General features: G+C 47.6%; 21 protein-coding genes, 3 tRNA genes and 1 other RNA gene. 14 read left to right on the top strand and 11 right to left on the bottom strand.

Annotated features, from left to right (window positions below):
- Positions 1-125 precede the first annotated feature (125 nt).
- Positions 126-213, bottom strand: a tRNA-Ser gene (locus QVO66_RS07100).
- A 971-nt stretch (positions 214-1184) separates the two neighbouring features.
- On the opposite strand from QVO66_RS07100, the gene QVO66_RS07095 reads away from it, so the two are divergent.
- A complete protein-coding gene (locus QVO66_RS07095) occupies positions 1185-3719 on the top strand; it encodes an endonuclease MutS2 (RefSeq protein ID WP_053398664.1) in 2535 nt (844 codons plus the stop codon).
- Between the two features lie 224 nt (positions 3720-3943).
- Here QVO66_RS07095 and QVO66_RS07090 read toward each other — a convergent pair whose 3' ends face one another.
- The 6 genes from QVO66_RS07090 to QVO66_RS07065 all read right to left on the bottom strand — a co-directional run bounded on the left by QVO66_RS07090 (position 3944) and on the right by QVO66_RS07065 (position 8025).
- Complete coding sequence (locus tag QVO66_RS07090; RefSeq protein ID WP_021854752.1) at positions 3944-4705, bottom strand: YaaA family protein; 762 nt, start codon at positions 4703-4705, stop codon at positions 3944-3946.
- Between the two features lie 104 nt (positions 4706-4809).
- Positions 4810-5178 (bottom strand): MmcQ/YjbR family DNA-binding protein, encoded by a 369-nt coding sequence (locus tag QVO66_RS07085; RefSeq protein ID WP_021854751.1) that lies wholly within the window; start codon positions 5176-5178, stop codon positions 4810-4812.
- A 133-nt stretch (positions 5179-5311) separates the two neighbouring features.
- A tRNA-Trp gene (locus tag QVO66_RS07080) sits at positions 5312-5384 on the bottom strand.
- A 156-nt stretch (positions 5385-5540) separates the two neighbouring features.
- On the bottom strand, positions 5541-6941 hold the full coding sequence (locus QVO66_RS07075; RefSeq protein WP_021854750.1) for an alanine/glycine:cation symporter family protein: 1401 nt from the start codon (positions 6939-6941) through the stop codon (positions 5541-5543).
- 5 nt (positions 6942-6946) lie between these two features.
- Complete coding sequence (locus tag QVO66_RS07070; RefSeq protein ID WP_288172709.1) at positions 6947-7585, bottom strand: AlbA family DNA-binding domain-containing protein; 639 nt, start codon at positions 7583-7585, stop codon at positions 6947-6949.
- Positions 7586-7875: 290 nt separating this feature from the next.
- The gene (locus QVO66_RS07065; RefSeq protein ID WP_288172708.1) at positions 7876-8025 is read right to left on the bottom strand and encodes a hypothetical protein; all 150 of its coding nucleotides are present in this window, start codon (positions 8023-8025) and stop codon (positions 7876-7878) included.
- A gap of 578 nt (positions 8026-8603) precedes the next feature.
- On the opposite strand from QVO66_RS07065, the gene QVO66_RS07060 reads away from it, so the two are divergent.
- Genes QVO66_RS07060 through QVO66_RS07055 form a run of 3 tightly spaced genes read left to right on the top strand, consistent with a single transcriptional unit; the run spans position 8604 to position 9448 of the window.
- Positions 8604-8825 carry a hypothetical protein gene (locus QVO66_RS07060; RefSeq protein ID WP_288172707.1) on the top strand — a complete coding sequence of 74 codons (222 nt, stop codon included), beginning with the start codon at positions 8604-8606 and terminating at the stop codon, positions 8823-8825.
- Positions 8806-9246, top strand: coding sequence for a DUF1648 domain-containing protein (locus QVO66_RS13650; protein WP_021854747.1), 441 nt, complete (start codon positions 8806-8808; stop codon positions 9244-9246). Before QVO66_RS07060 ends, QVO66_RS13650 begins: the two co-directional genes overlap by 20 nt.
- A gap of 43 nt (positions 9247-9289) precedes the next feature.
- Positions 9290-9448: a hypothetical protein gene (locus QVO66_RS07055; protein ID WP_021854746.1), complete on the top strand. Its 159-nt coding sequence runs from the start codon at positions 9290-9292 to the stop codon at positions 9446-9448.
- 33 nt (positions 9449-9481) lie between these two features.
- On the opposite strand, the gene QVO66_RS07050 is transcribed toward QVO66_RS07055, so the two are convergent.
- Positions 9482-9555, bottom strand: a tRNA-Thr gene (locus QVO66_RS07050).
- A 1-nt stretch (position 9556) separates the two neighbouring features.
- Positions 9557-9655, bottom strand: an RNA gene (gene ffs, locus QVO66_RS07045) — signal recognition particle sRNA small type.
- A 373-nt stretch (positions 9656-10028) separates the two neighbouring features.
- Here ffs and QVO66_RS07040 point away from each other — a divergent pair.
- The 10 genes from QVO66_RS07040 to QVO66_RS06995 all read left to right on the top strand — a co-directional run bounded on the left by QVO66_RS07040 (position 10029) and on the right by QVO66_RS06995 (position 19502).
- Entirely contained in the window at positions 10029-10574 is a 546-nt protein-coding gene (locus tag QVO66_RS07040) for a DUF4199 domain-containing protein (protein WP_021854745.1), read from the top strand.
- A 12-nt stretch (positions 10575-10586) separates the two neighbouring features.
- Complete coding sequence (locus QVO66_RS07035) at positions 10587-11558, top strand: glycosyltransferase family 2 protein (RefSeq protein WP_021854744.1); 972 nt, start codon at positions 10587-10589, stop codon at positions 11556-11558.
- A 51-nt stretch (positions 11559-11609) separates the two neighbouring features.
- Complete coding sequence (locus QVO66_RS07030; RefSeq protein WP_021854743.1) at positions 11610-12182, top strand: DUF6452 family protein; 573 nt, start codon at positions 11610-11612, stop codon at positions 12180-12182.
- Between the two features lie 4 nt (positions 12183-12186).
- Positions 12187-12816: a DUF6048 family protein gene (locus tag QVO66_RS07025; protein ID WP_239684907.1), complete on the top strand. Its 630-nt coding sequence runs from the start codon at positions 12187-12189 to the stop codon at positions 12814-12816.
- A 36-nt stretch (positions 12817-12852) separates the two neighbouring features.
- A complete protein-coding gene (locus QVO66_RS07020; RefSeq protein WP_021854741.1) occupies positions 12853-13881 on the top strand; it encodes an FAD:protein FMN transferase in 1029 nt (342 codons plus the stop codon).
- A gap of 15 nt (positions 13882-13896) precedes the next feature.
- Positions 13897-14565, top strand: a complete 669-nt coding sequence (locus QVO66_RS07015) for a Crp/Fnr family transcriptional regulator (RefSeq protein ID WP_021854740.1) — start codon at positions 13897-13899, stop codon at positions 14563-14565.
- 141 nt (positions 14566-14706) lie between these two features.
- The gene (locus tag QVO66_RS07010) at positions 14707-16797 is read left to right on the top strand and encodes a M3 family metallopeptidase (RefSeq protein ID WP_021854739.1); all 2091 of its coding nucleotides are present in this window, start codon (positions 14707-14709) and stop codon (positions 16795-16797) included.
- A 32-nt stretch (positions 16798-16829) separates the two neighbouring features.
- Complete coding sequence (locus tag QVO66_RS07005) at positions 16830-17273, top strand: dCMP deaminase family protein (protein ID WP_021854738.1); 444 nt, start codon at positions 16830-16832, stop codon at positions 17271-17273.
- The gene (locus QVO66_RS07000) at positions 17260-18969 is read left to right on the top strand and encodes a S41 family peptidase (RefSeq protein WP_021854737.1); all 1710 of its coding nucleotides are present in this window, start codon (positions 17260-17262) and stop codon (positions 18967-18969) included. The genes QVO66_RS07005 and QVO66_RS07000 overlap by 14 nt, the downstream gene beginning before the upstream one ends.
- A gap of 2 nt (positions 18970-18971) precedes the next feature.
- On the top strand, positions 18972-19502 hold the full coding sequence (locus tag QVO66_RS06995) for a 5-formyltetrahydrofolate cyclo-ligase (protein ID WP_021854736.1): 531 nt from the start codon (positions 18972-18974) through the stop codon (positions 19500-19502).
- A 686-nt stretch (positions 19503-20188) separates the two neighbouring features.
- Here the strand turns inward: QVO66_RS06995 and ahpF are convergent.
- Complete coding sequence (gene ahpF, locus QVO66_RS06990; protein ID WP_021854735.1) at positions 20189-21751, bottom strand: alkyl hydroperoxide reductase subunit F; 1563 nt, start codon at positions 21749-21751, stop codon at positions 20189-20191.
- 105 nt (positions 21752-21856) lie between these two features.
- Complete coding sequence (ahpC, locus tag QVO66_RS06985; RefSeq protein WP_021854734.1) at positions 21857-22423, bottom strand: alkyl hydroperoxide reductase subunit C; 567 nt, start codon at positions 22421-22423, stop codon at positions 21857-21859.
- Positions 22424-22593: the final 170 nt, after the last annotated feature.

Genomic DNA, 22593 nt, shown 5'->3' with positions numbered 1-22593 from the left:
CTATTTATCGGGTGAGCCAGTTAAGTGTTTAAATAGGGCTAACCCGGTACTTGAATCCATTTAATAACACTAATGTCTAGCATACATAAAATGCGAACCACAAATGTGATTCGCATCTTTGCAAGTGGCGGAGAGAGAGGGATTCGAACCCCCGGTGCCTCTCAGCACGACGGTTTTCAAGACCGTTGTAATCGACCACTCTACCATCTCTCCTTTGTCGGATCGACAAGCTTTGTGTCTCAAAAGCGAGTGCAAAGGTAAGGGGTTTTTATGTAATCTCCAAATTTTTTGGCGACTTTTTTCAAAAAAAGTGTGTTTTTCTTGTTTTCATGGTGATTTCATACGCTTTTGGATGGCTTAAAAGCATGCGTTGATGCCAGACATGGCGACACGGCGAGAAACGAGAAAAAGTTTTTGTTAAAAACTCGTCACTCGTCACATCAGGACTTAACACACTGACAATCAAAACGTTATAGTGTGACGAGTTGCATTTTCAACTCGTCACACTACTCATCACGACCAGCCGAAACATGAAGAATTTCGGGCAAAAAAGGGCGAAAATGGCGGGATGTGATGAGTTGAGAAATCAACTCGTCACGCCTTATCAAGCTGACATTCAACGAGTTAAACCGCATTGTGACGAGTGACGAGTTATTAACAAAACTTTTTTAGTATTAGAGTCAACCAATATCAGTAAAAAGATTACCAGAAGTCAACTTCCGGCAAGAACAAGCAAAAAACATATCTATCGAAATCAGGGAAAGGCGTCAACGGCAATGGATTTATATGCTTTACATACAGAAAAACATGAAAAAGGCAATATGAACGGATATGCACTGTAAACAAACAACAACAACCGAGAAATATAAAAAAGACACCTGCGTGCTGCCAAAAGAGCATCTTTCAACATACAAAAGGATACATTTCACACGGCAAAAAGGCACATATCATATTGCAAAAGGGCACCTTTCAGAAGGCAAAAAGATGCCTTTCAGACTGCGAAAGAGCACATATCATGCTGCGAAAAGACATATTTTAAAACGTAAAACAGACATGATTAAAGCCTGAAGTTTGGCAACTCTTATGCTGCGACACGGCGAAAATCAATGCTCCATACATGCGCACGATATAAAGATGTGATGATTTTATTTGGCATTTCAGCAGGGTTGCACTACCTTTGCAGCATGATTTATCCAAAGACGTTTGAAACTAAGATAGGATTCGATGAAATCCGCACGCTTCTGCGCGAGCGCTGCCTCAGTACACTCGGCAAGGAGAGAATAGACAACATGACATTCTCGAGCGACGCAGAAGTGATAAACGAATGGCTGCAACAGGTGAAAGAGTTCAGACGGCTGCAAGAAGAAGCAGACGACTTTCCGATGCAATATTTCTTCGACGTGCGCGAGTCGGTGGCACGCCTGCGACTTGAAGGCACTCATCTCGACGAAGGCGAACTGTTTGACCTCAGGCGTTCGCTCGAGACGATATGCAACATCGTCAACTATCTTAACCGCACGGACGGCAACGACGACGAGGAAGAAAGGACATACCCCTACCCCGCGCTTCACCGCCTGACGGCAGACATTATAACATTTCCGCAACTGATACAGCGCATCGACCAGATACTCGACAAGTTTGGAAAGGTGAAAGACAGCGCATCGGTCGAGCTGCAGAACATAAGGCGTGAGCTGTCGCGTACCGAAGGCAGCATATCGCGCACGCTATACAGCATACTGCGCTCGGCACAGAGCGAAGGTCTGGTTGACAAGGACGTTACGCCTGCCATACGCGACGGCCGACTGGTGATACCTGTAACGCAAGGCCTGAAGCGCAAGATTAAAGGTATAGTACACGACGAGTCGGCATCGGGCAAGACCGTGTTTATTGAGCCTACCGAGGTGGTTGAGGCCAACAACAAGGTGAGAGAGCTTGAAGCCGAAGAGCGCCGCGAGATAATACGCATACTGACCGATTTCTCAAAACTTGTACGTCCGCACGTAAAGCCCATATTGGAGTCGTACAGGTTTCTGGCAACGATAGACATGATACGCGCCAAGGCCGAACTGGCACGGCTGATAAAAGGCATTGAGCCGGAAGTCGGGAAGAAACCCCACATAGACTGGATTCAGGCACGCCATCCGCTGTTGCAGCTGTCGTTAGAAAAGCAGGACAAGAAGGTTGTGCCGCTCGACATAATGCTGACCAAAGACAAGCGCATACTGATAATATCGGGCCCTAACGCCGGCGGAAAGTCGGTTTGCCTGAAGACGGCCGGACTGCTGCAATACATGCTTCAGTGCGGACTGTCAATCCCCGTAGGCGACCGCTCGCACACAGGAATATTCAAGAACATTCTTATCGACATAGGCGATGAGCAGAGCATAGAGAACGACCTGAGTACATACTCGAGCCACCTCATGAACATGAAGTACATGATGAAGTTTGCCAACAACAGCACTCTGCTGCTAATCGACGAGTTTGGTACGGGCACGGAGCCGCAGATTGGCGGTGCCATAGCCGAAGCCGTGCTGAAGCAGTTCTGCAACAAACAGGCCTACGGCATAATAACCACCCACTATCAGAACCTGAAGCACTTTGCCGAAGACCACGAAGGAGTGGTAAACGGAGCAATGCTATACGACCGCCAGCAGATGAAGGCGCTGTTCCAACTCTCGATAGGCAACCCCGGAAGCTCATTTGCAATAGAGATAGCGCGCAAGATAGGACTGCCCGAAGAGGTGATAAAAGACGCGAGCGACATAGTTGGAAGCGACTATATACAGAGCGACAAGTATCTGCAGGACATAGTGCGCGACAAACGCTACTGGGAAAACAAGCGACAGAACATTCATCAGCGCGAAAAGACAATGGAGCAGACCATTGCTAAATATGAAAGCGAGGTGAAGGAACTGGAGCAGAGCCGAAAGGACGTGATACGCAAGGCGAAGGAACAGGCCGAAGAACTGCTGCGCGAGAGCAACAAGAAGATTGAGAACGCCATAAGGGAAATACGCGAAAGTCAGGCCGAAAAGGCGGAGACTAAGCGCATAAGGGAAGAACTGAACGCGTTTAAGCAGGAAATCAACGAGGTTGACACTACTGCCAACGACGAGATGATAGCCCGAAAGATAAAACAGATACAGGAGCGCAAGGAGAGAAAGGAGAAGCGCAAGAAGGAGAAGGCCGAGAAGAACAAAGACGCAGCTGCCGCACTGAAAGAGGCAACGCTGAAGAAGAAAGAGAAAGACGCACCGCTGGAAGCCGGCGAGACAGTGCGCATAAAGGGCCTTACATCTGTGGGACGGATAGAAAGCACCGACGGCAAGATGGCCACAGTGATATTCGGCGACATGCGCACCAAGATGCGCGCCGACCGCCTGGAGCGTGCCGAAATGCCCAAGAAGGAGGAGCCGAAGACTTACGCTTCAGTGGGACGACAGACACGCGAGACGATAGACAACCGCAAGCTGAACTTCAAGCAGGACATAGACGTGCGCGGAATGAGGGGCGACGAAGCCATAAACGCCGTTACATATTTTATCGACGATGCCATACTTGTTGGCATGAGCCGCGTGCGCATTCTGCACGGCACAGGTTCGGGCATACTGCGCCAGCTTATCCGTCAGTATCTGTCGACCGTGCCAAACGTTGTTTCTTACCGCGATGAACACGTGCAGTTTGGCGGTGCCGGAATAACGGTGGTTGACCTTGAGTAAACAGACAGACAATAATCTTCACAATATAAAAATGACTGCTGAGCAAATTATAACATTACTCCGCAGTCATTTTTGTTTATTATCGCTTACCGAAAATATAAAAACAGAGATAAACAATATCACAATTCCGGCACGGATACTCAACTACCAAAAAGCACAATCACAACAGTCCAACAAGCCGCATCGTGGTTTATTAAGGCGTTATACCTATGCCTTCAGCCGCTTTATAGGTTTGCGACAAACGCAGGGAAACCGGGTTTGCTGTCGACCTCGCTGTAAGAGAATCCCTCAAAATCGAACGACTTCAGCTTGTCGGCATTGTCAATGCGGTTTTGAAGCAGATAGCGCGTCATGGCTCCGCGGCACATCTTGGCGTAAATGACAATAGTCTTAAGCCGTCCGCCCTTGCTGACATAGAACTCCGGGCGAACAACATCAACCTCGCGCGCCACCTTGCGCCAGTTGAACAGTCGCCTCATCTCGCTGCTCGCAAGGTCTACAAGCAGTCCGCCGGAAGCCTTAACCGAATCGATAAGCACATCGGTCAGCAGCGGTTTCCAATAGTCGAACATACTCACACCGTTATCCGGCAGCACCACGTTGCCTTCAAGTCTGTAAGGCTTTATCATGTCGGCGGGGCGCAAAAGGCCATACAAGAACGAAGTTATCCACAGATGCTCCTGTGCATAAGTCTGAACTTCGGGCGTAAAGCCCGGCGCATCGAGATACTTATAAACCACACCCGTATATGCCAAAACAGCCTGAAGCCTTGGTCCTTCGCCCGCAAAGTGCATATATCTCAGCCGGTTCTGCCGCGCAATGTCTGCGTTGCAGTGAAGCATGTCAGCCAGTTCGGCCTCATCATATCCAGCCATCTGCAATGCGTTGTGCATAGCCTCGCCGGCAAAACGCGGCTCGGTCATAATGCCATAATTGCCGTCATCACTTCCGCGCATATCCTTCGCGCATCCAATAAGAATCTGCATATCTGATATTTTATTTAATTCGACATAAAATAATTTATCCGGCAAGAGTCAGACGATAAGCACCGTCCACCGCACACTCACGCCACAAGCGTCCAATAAAGCCATTATTCTGTCAGTGACTCATATTCGCGCTGCATCTTTTTAGGCATCTTCTTCACCACCTCTTCAACCGAATGAAGTATAAGTTCGCAGATAAGACTGTCGGGCACATCGCTATCAAGAGCCACCGTTATCCAATATTTTCTGTCAGAGTGGCGACCGAAGAATATGCCGTCATATCGCTCCATGAGTTCAGCCGACCGCTCCGTGCTGCACTTCATGTTGGCGATAAAGCAGCCGTCTTTGGGCTCCAGACCGCAATATGTGAACATCTTGCCCATAATTTTATACACAAGCACGTCGCTGCCGAAAGGGAAACATTCTTCAGCACCCTTCACTGTAAGGCAAAAATCGCGAAACTGTTCTATGTTCATATCTTCAGAGATAATGTTTATGGAGATGCAAATATAACGATTTTGCCGGTTTAATCCAAACCTGGCATGGCGCAATAACAACTATCAAGAAAACAAAAGCCGCAACCTTATTGGCTGCGGCTCTATGTTATTGCACGGGAAGAGAGGCTCGAACTCCCGACACTCGGTTTTGGAGACCGATGCTCTACCAACTGAGCTATCCCCGTGTTTGCGGCTGCAAAGGTAATGTCTGTTTTTTAATTCTGCAAATCTTTGATAAATTTATTTCATTCAAAAGCGCATAATTTATGCCATTTTGTGCTGCAGACACCTGCAAAGCGGCATTTTTCAGCCACAGACATACAATATTTATGCTTTTCAGCTTACCAGCATTCGATATCCTGCTCGATGTCCTTCATGCTTTCCTTACGGAAGACAGGACTCTTTATGCCCCTTCTCTTCTGATCAAGATAGTCGTCGAGCAGCCTGAAAGCATATTTGCCCAAAAGCAATATTGCCACAAGATTGCAGAGAGCCATCAGGGCCATAGTTACGTCGGCAAGGCTCCACACAAGATTAAGACTTGCCAAAGAGCCGAACATGACCATGCCGACAACCAGAAGACGATAGACAAACACGGGCCACTGGCGCGACGTGAAGAAACGTATGTTGGCCTCGCCGTAATAATAGTTGCCGAGAATGCTGCTGTAGGCGAAGAACAAAGTGGCTATGGCAACATAGATAGTGCCTATGCTGCCAACCTCGTTGGTGAGCGCAGCCTGAGTGAGCTGTATGCCGTCGAGACTGCTGTCTACGCTGTCTTTGCTGAACAGAATGATGAAAGCCGTGCACGAACAGATAAGCAATGTGTCGGTGAACACGCCCAACGCCTGTATGAAGCCCTGCTTGGCGGGATGGGTTACGTGGGCTGTGGCGGCAGCGTTGGGAGCCGAGCCCATGCCCGCCTCGTTGCTGAACAGTCCGCGCTTTATGCCCTGCATAAGTGCCGCGCCCATTCCGCCGCCCAAAGCCTGATGCCAGCCGAAGGCGTTGCCAACAATGAGAGATACGACATCGGGTATGCGGCCAATGTTGGTCAGCACGACAAACAGTGCCAGCAGGATGTAGCCAACGGCCATTATGGGCACTATGACGCTGCTGAACGCCGCGATGCGATGGATGCCTCCGAAGATGATAAACAGCGTAAGCACCGATATTACGGCGCCCGACAGCACAGGGTCAACGGCAAACGCGCTCTGCAGAGCAGCGCTCATGGTGTTGCTCTGCACCGAATTGAACGCAAAGCCGAACGTTATGGTGATAAGCACCGCAAAGAGAATGCCCATCCAGCGCTTTTTAAGTCCTTTCTCCATATAGTAAGCCGGTCCGCCGATATACGAGTGTTTGCCCTTTATCTTGAACAACTGCGCCAATGACGACTCGACAAATGCGCTGCTCGAACCAAGCAAAGCTATAATCCACATCCAGAACACTGCGCCCGGACCGCCCACGGTGATGGCCGTTGCCACTCCGGCAAGATTACCCGTGCCGACGCGGCTTGCCAGCGACACGGTGAAAGCCTGAAAAGAAGATATGTGCTTCTCGTGTCCGTTTATCTTTGCCGTGGAGTCGCCCAGCAGGCGTATCATCTCTCCTATCATGCGAAACTGCACAAACTTAGTCTTGATGCTGAACCATACGGCACAGCCCAGCAGCATTACTACAAGTATGTAAGTCCAGAGAATGTCGTTGGTCTCGTTGATTATCTGTGTGAATAGTTCCATGACGCTTATTGGTTTTGTTTAAGTTTAAAATAAAATATATGCTCTCTGAAAACAGTCTCCACCAAGTCAAAACGTATAAAGTCGGCCAAAAGGCTGATTACCTGACGGCGGGGAATATGCGAAAGTCTGACACACCGGTTAAGCGTAATCTCGCCATACTTCTCCAAAAGACGCAAGATGCACTGCTCCCGTTCGTTACATCTTATCATCACATCCTTATGGTCATGCCGCCAAATATCGAGATGCACCGGACTGGCAAGTATCGTTTCGTCCTTAATGCGAATGTATGCCTTAGGTTTCTTGTCCTCGTCAACGGCGTATACGGGCTTATGCTGACTTTCGGCAACGCTGACTTCAAGCACATCCTTGCCGTCGACCTTATATATCTGACTGTCGAGAGTAACCGACGGCCTGCAGTATCGCGTTGCGGCAACTTCTATCATGTATATCTCCTCGGCCGAACGTATGCCGGCGATCTTGCCGTTATCCTTAACGCCCACAAGCAGCCGCCCTCCCTCGGTGTTTGAAAAGGCAGAAAGACTGCGTGCTATCTTGCATGCGTCTGTTATGGCAAACTTAAAGTCCTGATGCACATGCTCGCCTTCGGTAACAAGCTGCAAGATATGGTTTCTGTTCATTTTCATATTCCAGATGCAAAGATACTGAAAATAAGCATACTTCACAAACATACGGCATGGTAAATTATGGCCATCGGCCCCGCAGCAATATATTGACAGACATGAAATAAAGCCGGACGGCAAAGGGCGCAACGGCTGCCGGCATACTGAAAGCATATTACGCAAAATGCTTTCTTTCTGATTTCAGATGACGTTCCACAGCCGCGATATTCTGAAATAAAAATCATCCGGCCGTGAAAACAGCACGATATCGTGTGCAAGCGTAAGCAGCTATATCACAAGACGTTACGCACGCCTCACAGATTTTGTGCAGTTATTTCAGCGTAAAAACAAGCCAAAACCACTGTTTTTGGCAGCAAAACAGCCTTATATTTAGCTGCAATATGCCTGAAACGACCATGCAAAAGCATTGCTTTTACAGCATGAAAGCACAACTTTTGCTTCATAACGTAAACATTCTTTATCTGTAAAGCGGATTTTAGTGATTCTGATTTTCTATTTTATCCAAAAACAATGACACAGACCAACTATCATAAAGATACAAAATCTGCGTCATGGCTTTACAAACAACATGCGGAAGCGGCAGCCTATATTTGCTTGACAAAATAATATGAAGTTGGGTATCTTTTATGATAACCACAACTTAATAGTTGTTTAGTTGGATTTACATTGATTATGTTAAAGTTTTCATTGTGTACTTCGATGAATACTGATAGTTTGAATTAATTTCAAGTGAAATAGACAAAATACTGAATGAATCATACAAATTACGAGGCAAATAACATTATTTTACATTTTCTGATATTATATTTGGAAAAGAAGTTGCATATTTGTAAAAAATTTTGAAACACAAGCCTGTGCGGTCGCTTTTGCCGTAGCAGTAATAGTAGGTGCCGTAGCAGTAGTTTGGGCTGTTGTTGTAGAACATTTTGGAGTAGCTAATGCTGTTGGAGCCGTAACGGCTTTAGCATGGAAAGTCGCAGCGACAACAAGCGGAAATAAGAGGAGAAAAAATGGAGCACTTGTGGAAAATCTTATGACCTCTAATACAATAGAGGTATGGAATATCAAATCACAAAATAAAGAAATGGCTTATATTGTTGCTGATGAATTTACAAATGAAACAGTAAATTCACTTATGCAATATATTAGAAATAATTTTCCTGAGGAATGCTCAAAATATGATGAAGATGTTTTACGTAATGCTATTTTGATAAATTTACAAAATGCCGAAATTGAAAAATAATACAAATTTGCTAACGATCTTGTTGGTTGTTGTGCAAATTGGACTTTGTGTTGTGGTCATAATGACACGGCAATACGTGCCTACGCACTGGAACATACACGGAGTTGCAGATGAATATGGAAGCCCTTTTTACACTTTGATACTACCGCTTATAAGTGTTTTAATTTATTTTTTTATGACATTTTTCGAGAAGCATCCACATTATTGCAACTTGCCACAGAAATTTAAAGATAGGCAAAAAGGCTACAGTTTGATAGCAAAACTGGTAGCGTGGTTGAAATTGTTGATCATGATGTTTCTTGCTTTTGTGACTTATGAAGTTTATTGCGGTGGCAGTTTTAACTATTTAATAGCCCTTTTAATTCTGATTACCTCATTTATTGTCATCATTGTATATGCCATCAAGTTGCGTCGGGTATGATGCCAATGCATGGGACTTGGTTATAGGCATTCTTGAGTAACTTATGGCCAAGTGTGGAGACACCAATGTCAGCATGAGGCTTACCGGTTCAGTGGATATGGGCTTGTCGGAGAAGCATTCGTTCCCGTTCGTGCAGGAAGTGGTGGCAGACGCCAAGGCCACACGGCATAAGGCCAAACATAAAAAAGACAAACGCCACTAAAGGCATTTGTCTGTAAACGTGTAAACATTATCGAGCCTCTTGTCGGATTCGAACCAACGACCCCGAGATTACAAATCACGTGCTCTGGCCAACTGAGCTAAAGAGGCGGGTGGGCAAGCTACTTGTATCGCGCCGCTACAACCAACTACCTTTGCTACGTTCCCGTCCTGGAGGATTCGAAGGGAGCTGGCCGTACAAGACTTACCCGTCTTTGCGGCTGCAAAGGTAATAATAAAGTTTAACAACAAAGCATTTTTGCATCGTCTTTCGCGGTATTTTAACTTATTTTTTGAAATCAGCGATATCTTGCAGCATGCGGAATCGGCACAGGCGACATGCACAATGGCCATATATAAAGGCGGCACGAGGCCGACGGCATAACGCACGCCGACGGCACATCTTTCACATAAAAAAACAAAAAAACTCATACAGCTAATAATTATATGGTGAAAAATAAGTAATTTTGCACCCGATTATGTTCTCGTGAGGCGTATGGCGCCGGGTGTCAAAGCTGATGCAACACCCCATAAGACACCACGCTTCAGACAGACAAACGAAAAAAATCAATTAATCCCCAATAATGACTACACGCGAGGAATACGAACAAATAAAAGCTTACGCGCGCATTGACGGCGCCATAATGGGCGGAATGTGGATATTGAGCTTTGCCTGCTTCATCGGGCAATTTTATGAACCCGTGCTGAACATGGCATCGATGGTTCTTGGCATATCAGCCATTGTTGTATCGGCAATACGCCTAAAGAACTTCCGCGACAATATTCTTGACGGAGTGATATCTTACTGGAAAGCATACGGCTACAGCCTGCTGACATACTTTTACGCATCGCTGCTGATGGCTGCTGCGCAATATATCTACTTTCAGTTTATCGACCACGGCTTCATGCTTGCCCAGTACACGGCCATGACATCAAGCCCTGAGTTTAAGTCGCTCATGACGCTTTACGGGATAAAGGCCGATGAAATGAAGATGACAATGGACACAATAGCAACGCTCCGCCCTATCGACATAGCGCTGCAGTTTCTTACAACCAACCTGTTTCTGGGAATTGTGATAAGCTGGCCGATAGCCGCGCTGCTGAAATCAAAATATAAACGTAAATTCTAAAATACAGACAAGATGGACATATCAGTCGTAATACCATTATACAACGAGGAAGAATCACTGCCCGAACTCTACGCATGGATTGAGCGTGTGATGAAGGAAAACAATTTCTCTTATGAAGTAATATTCATCAACGACGGCTCTACCGACGGTTCATGGAAGGTGATAAGCCGGCTGAGCGAGGAGCACGAATGCGTGAAGGGCATAAAGTTCCGCCGCAACTACGGAAAAAGTCCTGCCCTGTTCTGCGGATTCAAGGAGGCACAGGGCGACGTGGTGATAACAATGGATGCCGACCTGCAGGACTCTCCCGACGAGATACCGGAACTTTACAGAATGATAACCGAAGACGGCTACGACCTCGTTTCGGGATATAAGCAGAAACGCTACGACCCGCTGTCGAAGACAATTCCCACAAAGCTGTTTAACGCAACGGCGCGCAAAATAAGCGGTATAAAGAACCTGCACGACTTCAACTGCGGCCTTAAAGCATACCGCAAGGACGTGGTAAAGAACATCGAGGTGTACGGCGAGATGCACCGCTATATCCCGTATCTGGCAAAGAATGCCGGATTCGACAGGATTGGCGAAAAAGTGGTTCATCACCAGTCGCGCAAATACGGCAAGTCGAAATTCGGCCTCAACCGCTTCTTCAACGGCTATCTCGACCTTATAACATTGTGGTTCCTGAGCAGCTTCGGACGCAAGCCGATGCACGTGTTCGGCTTCCTCGGCACAATAATGTTCTTCATAGGCTTCATTGCAGCAGCCATTATCGGCATAGACAAGCTGGTGGCAGTGTCAAACGGTCAGCAGATGCGCCTCGTAACCGATACGCCTTACTTCTATATATCGCTGACAATGATGATTATAGGCACACAACTGTTTCTTGCCGGATTCCTCGGCGACCTCATCAGCCGCAACTCTTCAGACAGGAACGACTATCAGATATCTGAAGAAATAAGATGTGGCGAAAACAGAAAATAACACATAGAAAACAACAACGCCACATAAAGCTGCTACAAGAACAAGCATGCCATGACAGGAATTAAGATAAAAATGATAAAGTCGGTCACGACAAAGGCAAGCCGCAAGGCACGCAGACTATTGCGTCCCTCACTGGCCGCACTGCCGCTATACTTCATAACGCTGCTGATAACCACCGCAGCGTGTTCGTCTATCGACTGCCCGCTCAACAGCCTTGTTTACACACAATATCAGCTGATGACGCCCGACGGCAAGGTTGACACACTGGCAGACACGCTCACAATATTCACAAACCGTGTTGACGGCAACGACTCTGTGCTGATAAACCGCAGCGTAAAGACCACCGAATTCTCGCTACCGATAAGCTATGCGCAGAACCAGGACGTGTTTTTCATCGAAACGAAGGACACTTTATACAAGACTACAAAACTTGACACAGTGACCGTAGAGAAAGAGAACAAGCCCCACTTCGAGTCGGTTGACTGCGCACCGGCATTCTTCCACAAGATAACATCCGTAAGCTGCACGCACAACGCCATCGACTCGATAACAATAAACAATCAGGACGTGAACTATGACACATCGAAGAAACATTTTTTCATATATTTCAAGCATAGCAATTAGCCTGATGCTCCTACTGGCCTCAACGGCCAACGCGCAGGAAAAGAACGTGGAGAAGAAAGACAGCGTGCCCCTGTTAAGGGGCTTTGCCGTATCAGTAGACCTGGTCGGACCGGCACAGATGTTTCTTGGCGACTACGGACAGTATGAAGCCGCGCTGCGAATAAACCTGCGCGACAAATACTTCCCTGTGTTTGAGCTTGGCCTCGGCAAGGCAGACCACGACAACGACGTCACCAAAATATCATACAAGACAAGCGCACCATACGCAAAAATCGGTATCGACTTCAACCTGCTAAAGAACAAGCACGACATATACAGGCTTTATGCCGGCGCGAGATACGCTTTCACTTCGTTTAAATACGACCTGTCGCATCCAGACATCACCGACCCCGTATGGGGAAGCACTGCCGTATATTCAGCGAAAGGCGTGAAATGCAATTACCACTGGATTGAAGCAGTAATAGGAGTAGACGCAAAGATATGGGGACCTCTGCATCTTGGATGGAGCGTAAGGTACAAGAGCAGAATAGCCTACGATGACGGCGAACTGGGCAACTCATGGTATGTGCCCGGATTCGGAAAGACCGGAGGATCTAACATCGGAGGCACATTCAACGTATCGATAGACATATAAACTTCTGAAAGACAATAGACTAAAACAAGAACAGCGATGAACAGAGAAAAAAGCAAGAAGAAACTGGCCCTGCAGCTGGCTTTTCTCATATTTCTAATCATAGGGACAATAATCATCGTGCGGCAGCAGCGCACAATGCCTTATCAGCACAACACAGGATTCATATTCGGTACGGTGTACAACATCACATACCAAAGCGACAAGAACCTGCAGAAAGAAATTGAGGCAGAGCTGCAGAAGGTTGACGCATCGCTGTCTCCGTTCAACAAAAGTTCAATAATATCACAAGTAAACCGCAACGAGAAGGTTGAAGTGAACAGCATGTTCACAGACGTGTTTAACCTTGCACAAAAAATATCAGAAGAAACAGGCGGAGCCTTCGACATAACAGTGGCTCCACTGGTAAACGCATGGGGCTTCGGATTCAAGAACGACACGAAGCCCACGCCAGCGGCAATAGACAGTCTGAAACAGATTATAGGCTACAAGAAAGTAAGACTTGACGGGAAACAAATAGTAAAGAACGACAAGCGCATAATGCTCGACTGCAGCGCCATTGCCAAAGGCTACGGAAGCGACGCCGTGGCCCGACTGCTGAGGAGCAAAGGCATAGAAAACTTTATGGTAGAAATAGGCGGAGAGATTGTTACACGCGGCATCAACGAGAAAAGACTGCCCTGGAAAATCGGCGTCACCAAGCCCGTTGACGACTCGCTAAACACAAATCAGGAAATACAGACCATACTGAACGTAACCAACAAAGCAATGGCTACAAGCGGAAACTACCGCAACTTCTACTACAAAGACGGCAAGAAATATGCCCACACCATCGACCCCATAACAGGCTATCCTGTACAGCACAACATATTGTCGGCAACTGTTTTGGCCGACAACTGCGCCACGGCCGACGCCTATGCCACAGCCTTCATGGTGATGGGACTTGAAAAGGCAAAAGCCATTCTTGACAGGCATCCCGAACTGATGGTATATTTTATCTATTCAGACAAAAACGGCAAAAATGCCGTATGGTATTCGCCGTCGCTAAAAAACAAGATTGCAGAATAACAACAGCGCATACACATGCACACGGAGCTACAAGAACACCTGCTTGAACTTCCGCTCTTTCAGGGCATGAGCCGGAACGACCTGGAGCAGATACTCTCGGAAACGAAATTCAGGCAACTGTCGTTCGCAAGAGGAAAAGTAATTGTGCATGAAGGCGAAACCTGCAACAAACTCTATTTTCTGGTTAAAGGTCAGATAACAACCACATGCCATTCGGACGACAAGAGCTACTCGATAACCGAAACACTCGCAGCCCCCAACATACTTCAGCCCGAAAGGATTTTCGGACTGATGCAGCGCTATACAAGAACGTTTGCGGCAAAGACAAACTGCGACCTGATATGCCTGGGAAAGAAAGAAGTGATGCTCATGTCTGACAATTACGAAATATTCAGACTAAACCTGCTTAACATCATCTGCACGCTGTCGCAACGCTCAGACAGACAGATGTGGAAACTACGTCCGAAAGGCATAAGGCAAAAGATAGCCCGATTCATCGAAGAGAGAAGCCTGAGACCTGCTGGAGAGAAGATTGTAAACATAAAGATGGAGCGGCTCGCTGAAGAGATCAGCGAGAGCCGTCTCAACGTATCGAAAGCTCTGAAAGCCATGAACGACGAAGGGATAATATCGCTCAGAAGAGGTGAATTCTGCGTTCATGCTTTCGAAAGAATGCTCATGTAGGAAGCTTATCAGCCAATTTGATATACAAGCGGCAGACAAAAGCCGACATATAACAAATATTAGCTAAATTTTTCTTCCGTATTATTATTCAGAAGAAAGAAAATTACTACCTTTGTAAACAAAAATTAGGGAAACGTGAGTATGAATGAAGAGAGAATAGAAGAGCAACGCAAAAATCCTTTTTTTGAACAATATAACACGCCGCACGACACCGTGCCATTCGAGAAAATACGCCTTGAAGACTTTGAGGAGGCCTTCATGGAGGGCATACGCCGTGACGACGAACAGATTGAGAAGACTATAAACAATCCTGACAAGGCTACTTTTGACAACACGATAATCAACGTGGACGAAGATAAGGACGGATATTACGACTTGCTGTCGCGCGTGTCAACCGTGTTTTTCAATCTTCTCAGTGCTGAGACCAACGACGAGATGGACGCGCTGGCGCAGAAGCTGCAGCCCATACTGACAAAGCATGCCAACGACGTAAGGCTCAACAAACGCCTGTTTGAGCGCATAAAGGCCGTGCACATGCACCACCGCAAGCTCACGCCTGAAGAAAAGAGACTGCTCGACAACTGCTACGACGGATTTGTACGCAGCGGAGCACTGCTCGACGACGAGGGCAAGGAGAAACTGCGCAAGCTTACCGAGGAGGCAAGCATGCTGTCGCTGCAGTTCTCTCAGAATCTGCTCAAAGAGAACAAGGCATATACGCTGCACATAACTGACGAACAACAGCTCGACGGACTGCCCGACACGGCACGCGAGGCTGCTGCCGTTGCTGCAAAGGAGCGCAATCTTGAAGGCTGGGTGTTTACGCTCGACTTTCCAAGCTACAGTCCGTTCATGACATATTCTACATGCCGCGAACTGCGCAAGCAGATGTATATGGCACGCAACACGGTGTGTACACACGAGAATACAGAAAACAATCTTGAAATATGCAAGCGTCTGGTTAATCTGAGACGCGAGATAGCACAGCTGCTCGGCTTCAAGACATACGCCGAATACGTGCTTAAGAACCGCATGGCCGGAAACGCACGCAACGTGTATAAGCTGCTCGACGACCTCATAGACGCTTACAAGCCTACTGCCGTAAAGGAAGTGAGCGACATCGAGAAACTGGCAAAGAAGACTGAAGGCAAAGACTTCAAGGTGATGCCGTGGGACTTCAGCTATTATTCTCACAAGCTGCAGCTCAAGAAGTTCAACATCGACTCTGAGATGCTTCGCCCGTATTTCGAACTGTCAAAGGTCATTCTGGGCGTGTTCGGACTTGCCAACAGGCTCTACGGCATAACATTCAAGGAGAACAAAGACATACAGGTTTACCACCCTGACGTGAAAGCCTACGAGGTGTTCGACAAGGACGGCTCTTATCTTGCCGTGTTCTACGCCGACTTCCATCCGCGCAAGGGCAAACAGGGCGGTGCATGGATGACAGAATATCAGGGACAATGGATCGACCGCAAGGGCGAAAACGTAAGGCCTCATGTAAGCGTGGTGATGAACCTGACGAAGCCTACGGACGAAAAGCCGGCACTGCTGACACTGGGCGAAGTTGAAACATTCCTGCATGAGTTCGGGCACTCGCTCCACGGCATGTTCGCAAACACAAGATTCGAGAGCCTTTCAGGCACCAATGTATGGTGGGACTTCGTAGAGTTGCCGTCACAGTTTATGGAAAACTTCTCAGTTGAGAAAGAATTTCTGCGCACGTTCGCCTTCCACTATCAGACAGGCGAGCCTCTGCCCGACGAGCTGATCGACCGCATTGTGAAGAGCCGCAACTTCATGGCAGCATACGCATGTCTGCGCCAGGTAAGTTTTGGACTTCTCGACATGGCCTACTATACAAAGAAAGAGACGTTCGACGAAGACATCATACCGTTTGAAAAGAAAGCATGGAAGAAAGCCATGGTTACCGAACAGCTGCCCGACACCTGCATGACGGTGCAGTTCAGCCACATCATGGCTGGCGGATACGCTGCCGGCTACTACAGCTACAAATGGGCCGAAGTGCTCGACGCAGACGCCTTCAGCGTATTCAAGAAGCACGGAATCTTCAATCAGGAGACAGCGCAAAGCTTCCGCGACAACATCCTTTCAAAGGGCGGCACCGAACACCCGATGACTCTCTACAAGCGCTTTAAGGGCAGCGAACCCACAATAGACGCCCTGCTGAAGCGCAACGGCATAAAAAAGCCTTCGAACAAGAAAAAGTAAGAGAAATAACCTATTCTTCACATATAAACACAATGAACAAAGAAGAAAAACAGCGTCTGCTTGACCTGAGATACCTGCGCATGGCACGCATCTGGGCAGAAAACAGCTACTGCCAGCGCCGCAAGGTAGGAGCCCTGGTGGTTAAGGACAAAATGATTATCAGCGACGGCTATAACGGCACGCCGAGCGGCTTTGAGAATGTCTGCGAAGACGACAACAACGTTACAAAGCCCTACGTGCTGCACGCCGAAGCAAACGCCATAACAAAACTGGCGCGAAGCTCCAACAACAGCGACGGATCAACGCTATACGTAACAGCTGCTCCATGCATAGAATGCTCAAAACTGATAATTCAGGCCGGCATTAAGCGTGTAGTATATGGCGAAAGATACAGACTTGAAGACGGCATAAATCTTCTTAAAAGAGCTGACATTGAAGTTATATATCTAAATCCTGACGAACATGAATCCGAATAAATCAAACCGCATGATGCCGTTGCTGATGGCTCTTTGTGTGATTATCGGCATCATAATAGGTACGTTCTACGCTAACCACTTTTCAGGCAACCGCCTGAACATAATAAACTCGGGCAGCAACCGACTGAACAATCTGCTGCACATCATAGACGACCAGTATGTTGACGCGGTTAACATCGACTCGCTAGTTGACAAGGCCATACCTCAGATTCTGTCTGACCTCGACCCCCACTCTGTCTACATCAGTGCGAAGGACGTACAGCAGGCCACCGACGACCTGAAAGGCTCGTTCTCGGGCGTGGGCATTGAGTTTGTCATAAGAAACGACACCATACACGTGCAGGGCGTAATAAAGAACGGCCCGGCTGAACAGGCAGGCATCCTTGCCGGCGACAAGATTGTGAGCGTAGACGGAAAGCCTTTCGTAGGCAAGGTCGTAACTAACGAAGAAGCTATGCGACGCCTCAAAGGGCCTAAAGACACCAAGGTGAAAATAGGCGTGCAGCGCTACGGACAAAAGAGTATAAAATATTACACTATAACCCGAGGCGACATTCCGCAGAAGAGCGTCAGCGCAACATACATGCTCGACGACAACACTGGCTACATCAAGATAAAGAACTTCGGCGAGAACACTTATCCCGAACTTCTCATCGCCCTGGCACAGCTCTCTCAGGAAGGCTTCAGCAACCTGATAATCGACCTGCGCGACAACACAGGCGGATACCTGAAGTCGGCCGTTCAGATGGCCAACGAGTTCCTGCCCAAGAACCGCCTCATCGTATATACAGAAGGCCGCAAGTCGCCAAGACAAGACTACAAGAGCGACGGGCGCGGAAGCTATCAGAACATTCCGCTGGTAGTGCTGATAAACGAGACATCGGCATCGGCTTCAGAGATTTTTGCCGGAGCCATGCAGGACAACGACAGGGCAACAATCATAGGCCGCCGCTCGTTCGGCAAGGGTCTCGTACAGCAGCAGATCGGTTTCCCCGACGGCTCGATGATACGCTTGACCGTGGCACGCTATTACACACCGTCAGGACGATGCATACAGAAGCCATACGTGATGGGAGACGACAAAGACTACGAGGAAGACCTGCTGGTAAGATATCAGCATGGTGAATTCTTCTCACAGGACAGCATCAAGCACACCGGACCGGCTTATCACACAAGCATTGGCCGCACAGTGTACGGCGGAGGAGGCATAACGCCTGACATCTTCGTTCCGGAAGACACCTTAGGCATAACTTCATACTTCAAGGAGGCAAGCATGAGCGGACTAATACTGCAGTTTGCATTCGTCTATACCGACGACAACCGCCTGAAGCTCAACAACTTCACCGAAATGATGGAGCTTGCCGACTATCTTGTAAAGCAGAACACCGTAGACAAGTTTGCCACCTATGCCGACAAGCACGGACTGCAGCGCCGCAACCTGATGATAAAGAAATCGCACAACCTGCTCGAAAGATACATCAACAGCCGGATTATATACAACATCATGGACGAGGAAGACTGGATTGAATATCTCAATCTTGACGACAACGTGATAAAGGCTGCGCTGAATGTGTTTAAGAACAATGCGGCATTCCCCAAAAAGCCGGAGTCAAAAGACAAGAAAAAGGACGGCAAGACGGCCATGACGGGAACGACAGTACCATACGTTGACATGAAGATGAATCTAAAAGCATAACCATGGAAAAAAAGGAACTGCGAAAACTCATACGCGAGAGGAAACGGCAATTCACCGGAAAGCAACTGGAAGAATTGTCGCTTCCGATCATGAACAGGCTGCTCGGCATGAGCGAGGTGGCCAATGCCGACACTATATTAATGTACTACTCGCTGCCTGACGAAGTGTTCACTCACGACACAGTGGAACTGCTGGCCCGGCAAGGCAAGACGGTGCTGCTGCCAAAGGTAATTGACGGCGAGAACATGGAAATAAGGGTGTATGAAAGCAAGGAAGACCTGGCTGAGGGCAGCTACGGCATAATGGAGCCCAACGGAAAACTCTTCACCGACTACGCCAAGATTACTACGGCTGTCGTGCCCGGCATGAGCTTCGATGCAGACAACAACCGGCTGGGACGCGGAAAGGGGTATTACGACAGGTTTCTGAAGAATATTCCACAGGCCTACAAGATAGGCGTATGCTTCGACTTTCAGAAAGAGAAAGAAATTCCTCATGAGGAAAACGACATAAAGATGGACACCGTTATCTGAGAATAACGGTGTCTTTCTTTTTATATAGCAACGCAGAAAATGCATAAAGGCATATTGCTGCCCATAACACAAAACGATGCGGACAAACCGGAAAAAGTTTTTTTGCAGAAACTCGTCACTCGTCACATCTACACATAACAAACTGACAATCAACGATTTAAAGTGTGACGAGTTATGATTTTAAAACGTCACACATGATTATCCGTGACGAGTCGGGATTTCAACTCATCACACTCTAACCACTTCATTATCAGGCAGATGGAAAGGAATGTGACGAGTGACGAGTTTCTGCAAAAAATATTTTCGTGTATTCTCATTCCTCTCCTTCCTGATTTTGGTTGACTTCAAACAGCCGTTTTACTGATTTTAGATGACACAAGCATGCTGCATTTATGGTAAAAGTTGTCTCACCTACAGACATATGCTATAATCAGTTGCCTGAACCCCATTATACCCGAGAAAGGATATGCCTGCATATAAATCACAAAAGAAGGCATATCATAACGCAAAAGGGCACATATCACGATATAAAAGGACACATATTACAACGCAAAAGCATGCCTTTCGCAGATCAAAAGGCATGCTAATGCTAACATGAAGAATAAAAATAATGTTATAAAAATCTATAAACCTTATAAAATGAAAATATGTGATTATTACCTATTGAACTAAACCGCACTCAGGCATCATATCAGTCCTCTCACCCTATCGTCGAAAGCAGAAAGGGCAGCCTTGGCACCCTCGCCCATCGCAATTATAATCTGCTTGTAAGGCACGTCGGTAACGTCGCCGGCAGCATACACGCCTGCTATAGAGGTTCTGCAATAAGCATCTGTCTTTATCTCCTTCCGCGGCGTAAGTTCCAGCTGACCTTCAAACGACTTGCTGTTTGCTGCCAGTCCTATCTGCACAAATATGCCGTCGAGCTCCACGGTCTTCACCTCTTCGGTCTTGCGGTCTTTCACCTCAATGGCCGTCACCTTCTTGCCGTCGCCAATCACTCTCATTGTCTGCATCGACGTGAATATCTCAACATTGTCAAGGCTTCTGGCCTTATCCTGAAGCACAGTGTCGGCACGCAACTCATCTGCAAACTCAAGTACGGTTACCTTTGAACATATTCCGGCAAGGTCTATGGCTGCCTCTATGCCCGAATTGCCTCCGCCGATGACAGCAACATGCCGGCCTTTATAGAACGGACCGTCGCAATGAGGACAGAAAGCCACTCCGCGGCCAATATAGTCGGCCTCACCTTCTACGCCCAGTCTGCGCCAGCTTGCACCTGTTGCTATTATCACTGCCGGCGAAACAAAGCTCTCGCCTCCTGCCGCATGGATATACTTCTGCTTACCGCCCAGTTCGGCTTTCACCACCGTTCTGTTTTCAAACACGTCAATGGCATAATGTCCGAGATGGCTCATCAGGTCGGATGCCAGCTTGTCGCCCGTGGTGTGAGGCACCGAGATAAGGTTCTCTATCCCGACAGTGTCTTTAACCTGACCGCCGACACGCTCGCCTACAACGGCTACACGAAGCCCCTTGCGAGCCGAATAGATTGCGGCAGACGCACCGGCTGGTCCTCCGCCAACAACTACAACGTCATAGCTTCGCTCAACAGGCTCGAAGCTGTAGGCAGTCTGAGCAGTGCCGAATTTTTCTTCAAGTTTAGACAGCAATGCCGACAAGTCGCCACGGCCTACATGGATAAGCTCGTCGCCGGCATAAACAGACGGTACACCCTGTATGCCGAGACGCTCAACCTCGTCCTGCCACAGTGCCCCGTCGATAACTTCATGACTCACCGACGGATTGAGCAGTGCCACAACATTCAGCGCCTGAACCACGTCAGGACAGTTGGTACATGTAAGCGAGACATAAGTGCGCAGCTTTATATCACCACCGATGGCCCTGATGCGGCGCGCAACGATATCGTCGGGCATGTTCTTTCCCTGTCCGTCGGCATTGAGAACTGCAAGCAGCAGCGATGAGAACTCATGGCCGCCGGGGATGCCACGGAACACGATGCCTGTGTCGGCGCCGTCTTTATATAATGTAAACTCAAGTCTGATACTATCCTCTACGGTCAGTTCAAGCTTCAGCTTGTCTGAACATGAGCAGAAATCCTTCAAGAAGTCGCCAAACTCCTCTGCCTTTGTATGCGCAGCGCCACAAACGGCCTTAATTCCTATTTCAGACTTCAGTCCGCCCAAAAGCGATTTAACCTGATCTAATATACCTTTATCCAACATACCCGTTCTGTTTTTTCTATAAATTAAAAAATGCTGTCCGTAAAAGTCAAGAAAGGCCGGATTCGTTGACATGTCATATCAGAAAATCCGACCGAACAATAAAGACTAAATCTTACCAACCAAGTCTATACTGGGTTTCAGTGTTTCGCTGCCAGCCTTCCATTTAGCCGGACAAACCTCGCCGTCGTGTGTTGCCACAAACTGTGCAGCCTCAACCTTGCGCAAGAGCTCGTCGGCATTACGGCCTATGCTGTTATCTTGTATCTCTGCAATCTTTATAAGTCCTTCCGGGTTCACGAGGAATGTTCCGCGATAAGCCACGCCTTCGTCCTCCTTCATCACACCGAATCCGCGGCAGAGCACGCCTGTGGGGTCGGCAAGCATTGCATATTCAATCTTCTTTATGCTGTCTGAAGCATCGTGCCATGCCTTGTGGACAAAATGTGTATCAGTGCTGACAGAGAACACCTCCACGCCCATCTGCTTCAGCTGTTCATACTTGCCTGCGAGGTCAACGAGCTCGGTAGGACAAACAAAAGTGAAGTCGGCAGGATAGAAGAAGAATAAAGCCCACTTGCCTTTCAAATCCTCGTTGCTAACTGTCTTGAAACTTCCATTCTGAAAAGCCTGTACCTTGAACTCAGGCATCTGTGCATTGATAATTGGTTCCATATTTCTATAAGTTTTTTAAATTGTTATTATTAAATTTCAGCTCTATGTCGTTTTGACATTGCAAAGATAGTTTGCGACACAAAACAAAGCAAACAGATTTTTTCTATTGCATGATAGACAAAACCTATAACGGCCCCGTAAAGCACATACAGACATGGATCTACACCTGC

This window comes from Prevotella sp. CAG:255 (assembly GCF_000431195.1).
Lineage (GTDB): Bacteria > Bacteroidota > Bacteroidia > Bacteroidales > Bacteroidaceae > Prevotella > Prevotella rara.
The sequence above is the reverse complement of the archived record's forward strand: the minus strand, read 5'-3'. Positions and strand labels throughout refer to the sequence as shown.

What these genes read in the sequence shown, in the direction of transcription:
- QVO66_RS07015 (WP_021854740.1), top strand. Translation starts at nt 13,897, where the DNA reads ATGCACACGGAGCTACAAGAACACCTGCTTGAACTTCCGCTCTTTCAG.
- ahpF (WP_021854735.1), bottom strand. Translation starts at nt 21,751, where the DNA reads ATGTTGGATAAAGGTATATTAGATCAGGTTAAATCGCTTTTGGGCGGA.
- QVO66_RS07095 (WP_053398664.1), top strand. Translation starts at nt 1,185, where the DNA reads ATGATTTATCCAAAGACGTTTGAAACTAAGATAGGATTCGATGAAATC.
- QVO66_RS07070 (WP_288172709.1), bottom strand. Translation starts at nt 7,585, where the DNA reads ATGAAAATGAACAGAAACCATATCTTGCAGCTTGTTACCGAAGGCGAG.
- QVO66_RS07000 (WP_021854737.1), top strand. Translation starts at nt 17,260, where the DNA reads ATGAATCCGAATAAATCAAACCGCATGATGCCGTTGCTGATGGCTCTT.
- QVO66_RS13650 (WP_021854747.1), top strand. Translation starts at nt 8,806, where the DNA reads ATGCCGAAATTGAAAAATAATACAAATTTGCTAACGATCTTGTTGGTT.
- QVO66_RS07030 (WP_021854743.1), top strand. Translation starts at nt 11,610, where the DNA reads ATGACAGGAATTAAGATAAAAATGATAAAGTCGGTCACGACAAAGGCA.
- QVO66_RS07065 (WP_288172708.1), bottom strand. Translation starts at nt 8,025, where the DNA reads ATGAAGCAAAAGTTGTGCTTTCATGCTGTAAAAGCAATGCTTTTGCAT.
- QVO66_RS07020 (WP_021854741.1), top strand. Translation starts at nt 12,853, where the DNA reads ATGAACAGAGAAAAAAGCAAGAAGAAACTGGCCCTGCAGCTGGCTTTT.
- QVO66_RS07085 (WP_021854751.1), bottom strand. Translation starts at nt 5,178, where the DNA reads ATGAACATAGAACAGTTTCGCGATTTTTGCCTTACAGTGAAGGGTGCT.
- QVO66_RS07005 (WP_021854738.1), top strand. Translation starts at nt 16,830, where the DNA reads ATGAACAAAGAAGAAAAACAGCGTCTGCTTGACCTGAGATACCTGCGC.
- QVO66_RS07090 (WP_021854752.1), bottom strand. Translation starts at nt 4,705, where the DNA reads ATGCAGATTCTTATTGGATGCGCGAAGGATATGCGCGGAAGTGATGAC.
- ahpC (WP_021854734.1), bottom strand. Translation starts at nt 22,423, where the DNA reads ATGGAACCAATTATCAATGCACAGATGCCTGAGTTCAAGGTACAGGCT.
- QVO66_RS07055 (WP_021854746.1), top strand. Translation starts at nt 9,290, where the DNA reads ATGGCCAAGTGTGGAGACACCAATGTCAGCATGAGGCTTACCGGTTCA.
- QVO66_RS07025 (WP_239684907.1), top strand. Translation starts at nt 12,187, where the DNA reads ATGCTCCTACTGGCCTCAACGGCCAACGCGCAGGAAAAGAACGTGGAG.
- QVO66_RS07040 (WP_021854745.1), top strand. Translation starts at nt 10,029, where the DNA reads ATGACTACACGCGAGGAATACGAACAAATAAAAGCTTACGCGCGCATT.
- QVO66_RS07010 (WP_021854739.1), top strand. Translation starts at nt 14,707, where the DNA reads ATGAATGAAGAGAGAATAGAAGAGCAACGCAAAAATCCTTTTTTTGAA.
- QVO66_RS07075 (WP_021854750.1), bottom strand. Translation starts at nt 6,941, where the DNA reads ATGGAACTATTCACACAGATAATCAACGAGACCAACGACATTCTCTGG.
- QVO66_RS06995 (WP_021854736.1), top strand. Translation starts at nt 18,972, where the DNA reads ATGGAAAAAAAGGAACTGCGAAAACTCATACGCGAGAGGAAACGGCAA.
- QVO66_RS07035 (WP_021854744.1), top strand. Translation starts at nt 10,587, where the DNA reads ATGGACATATCAGTCGTAATACCATTATACAACGAGGAAGAATCACTG.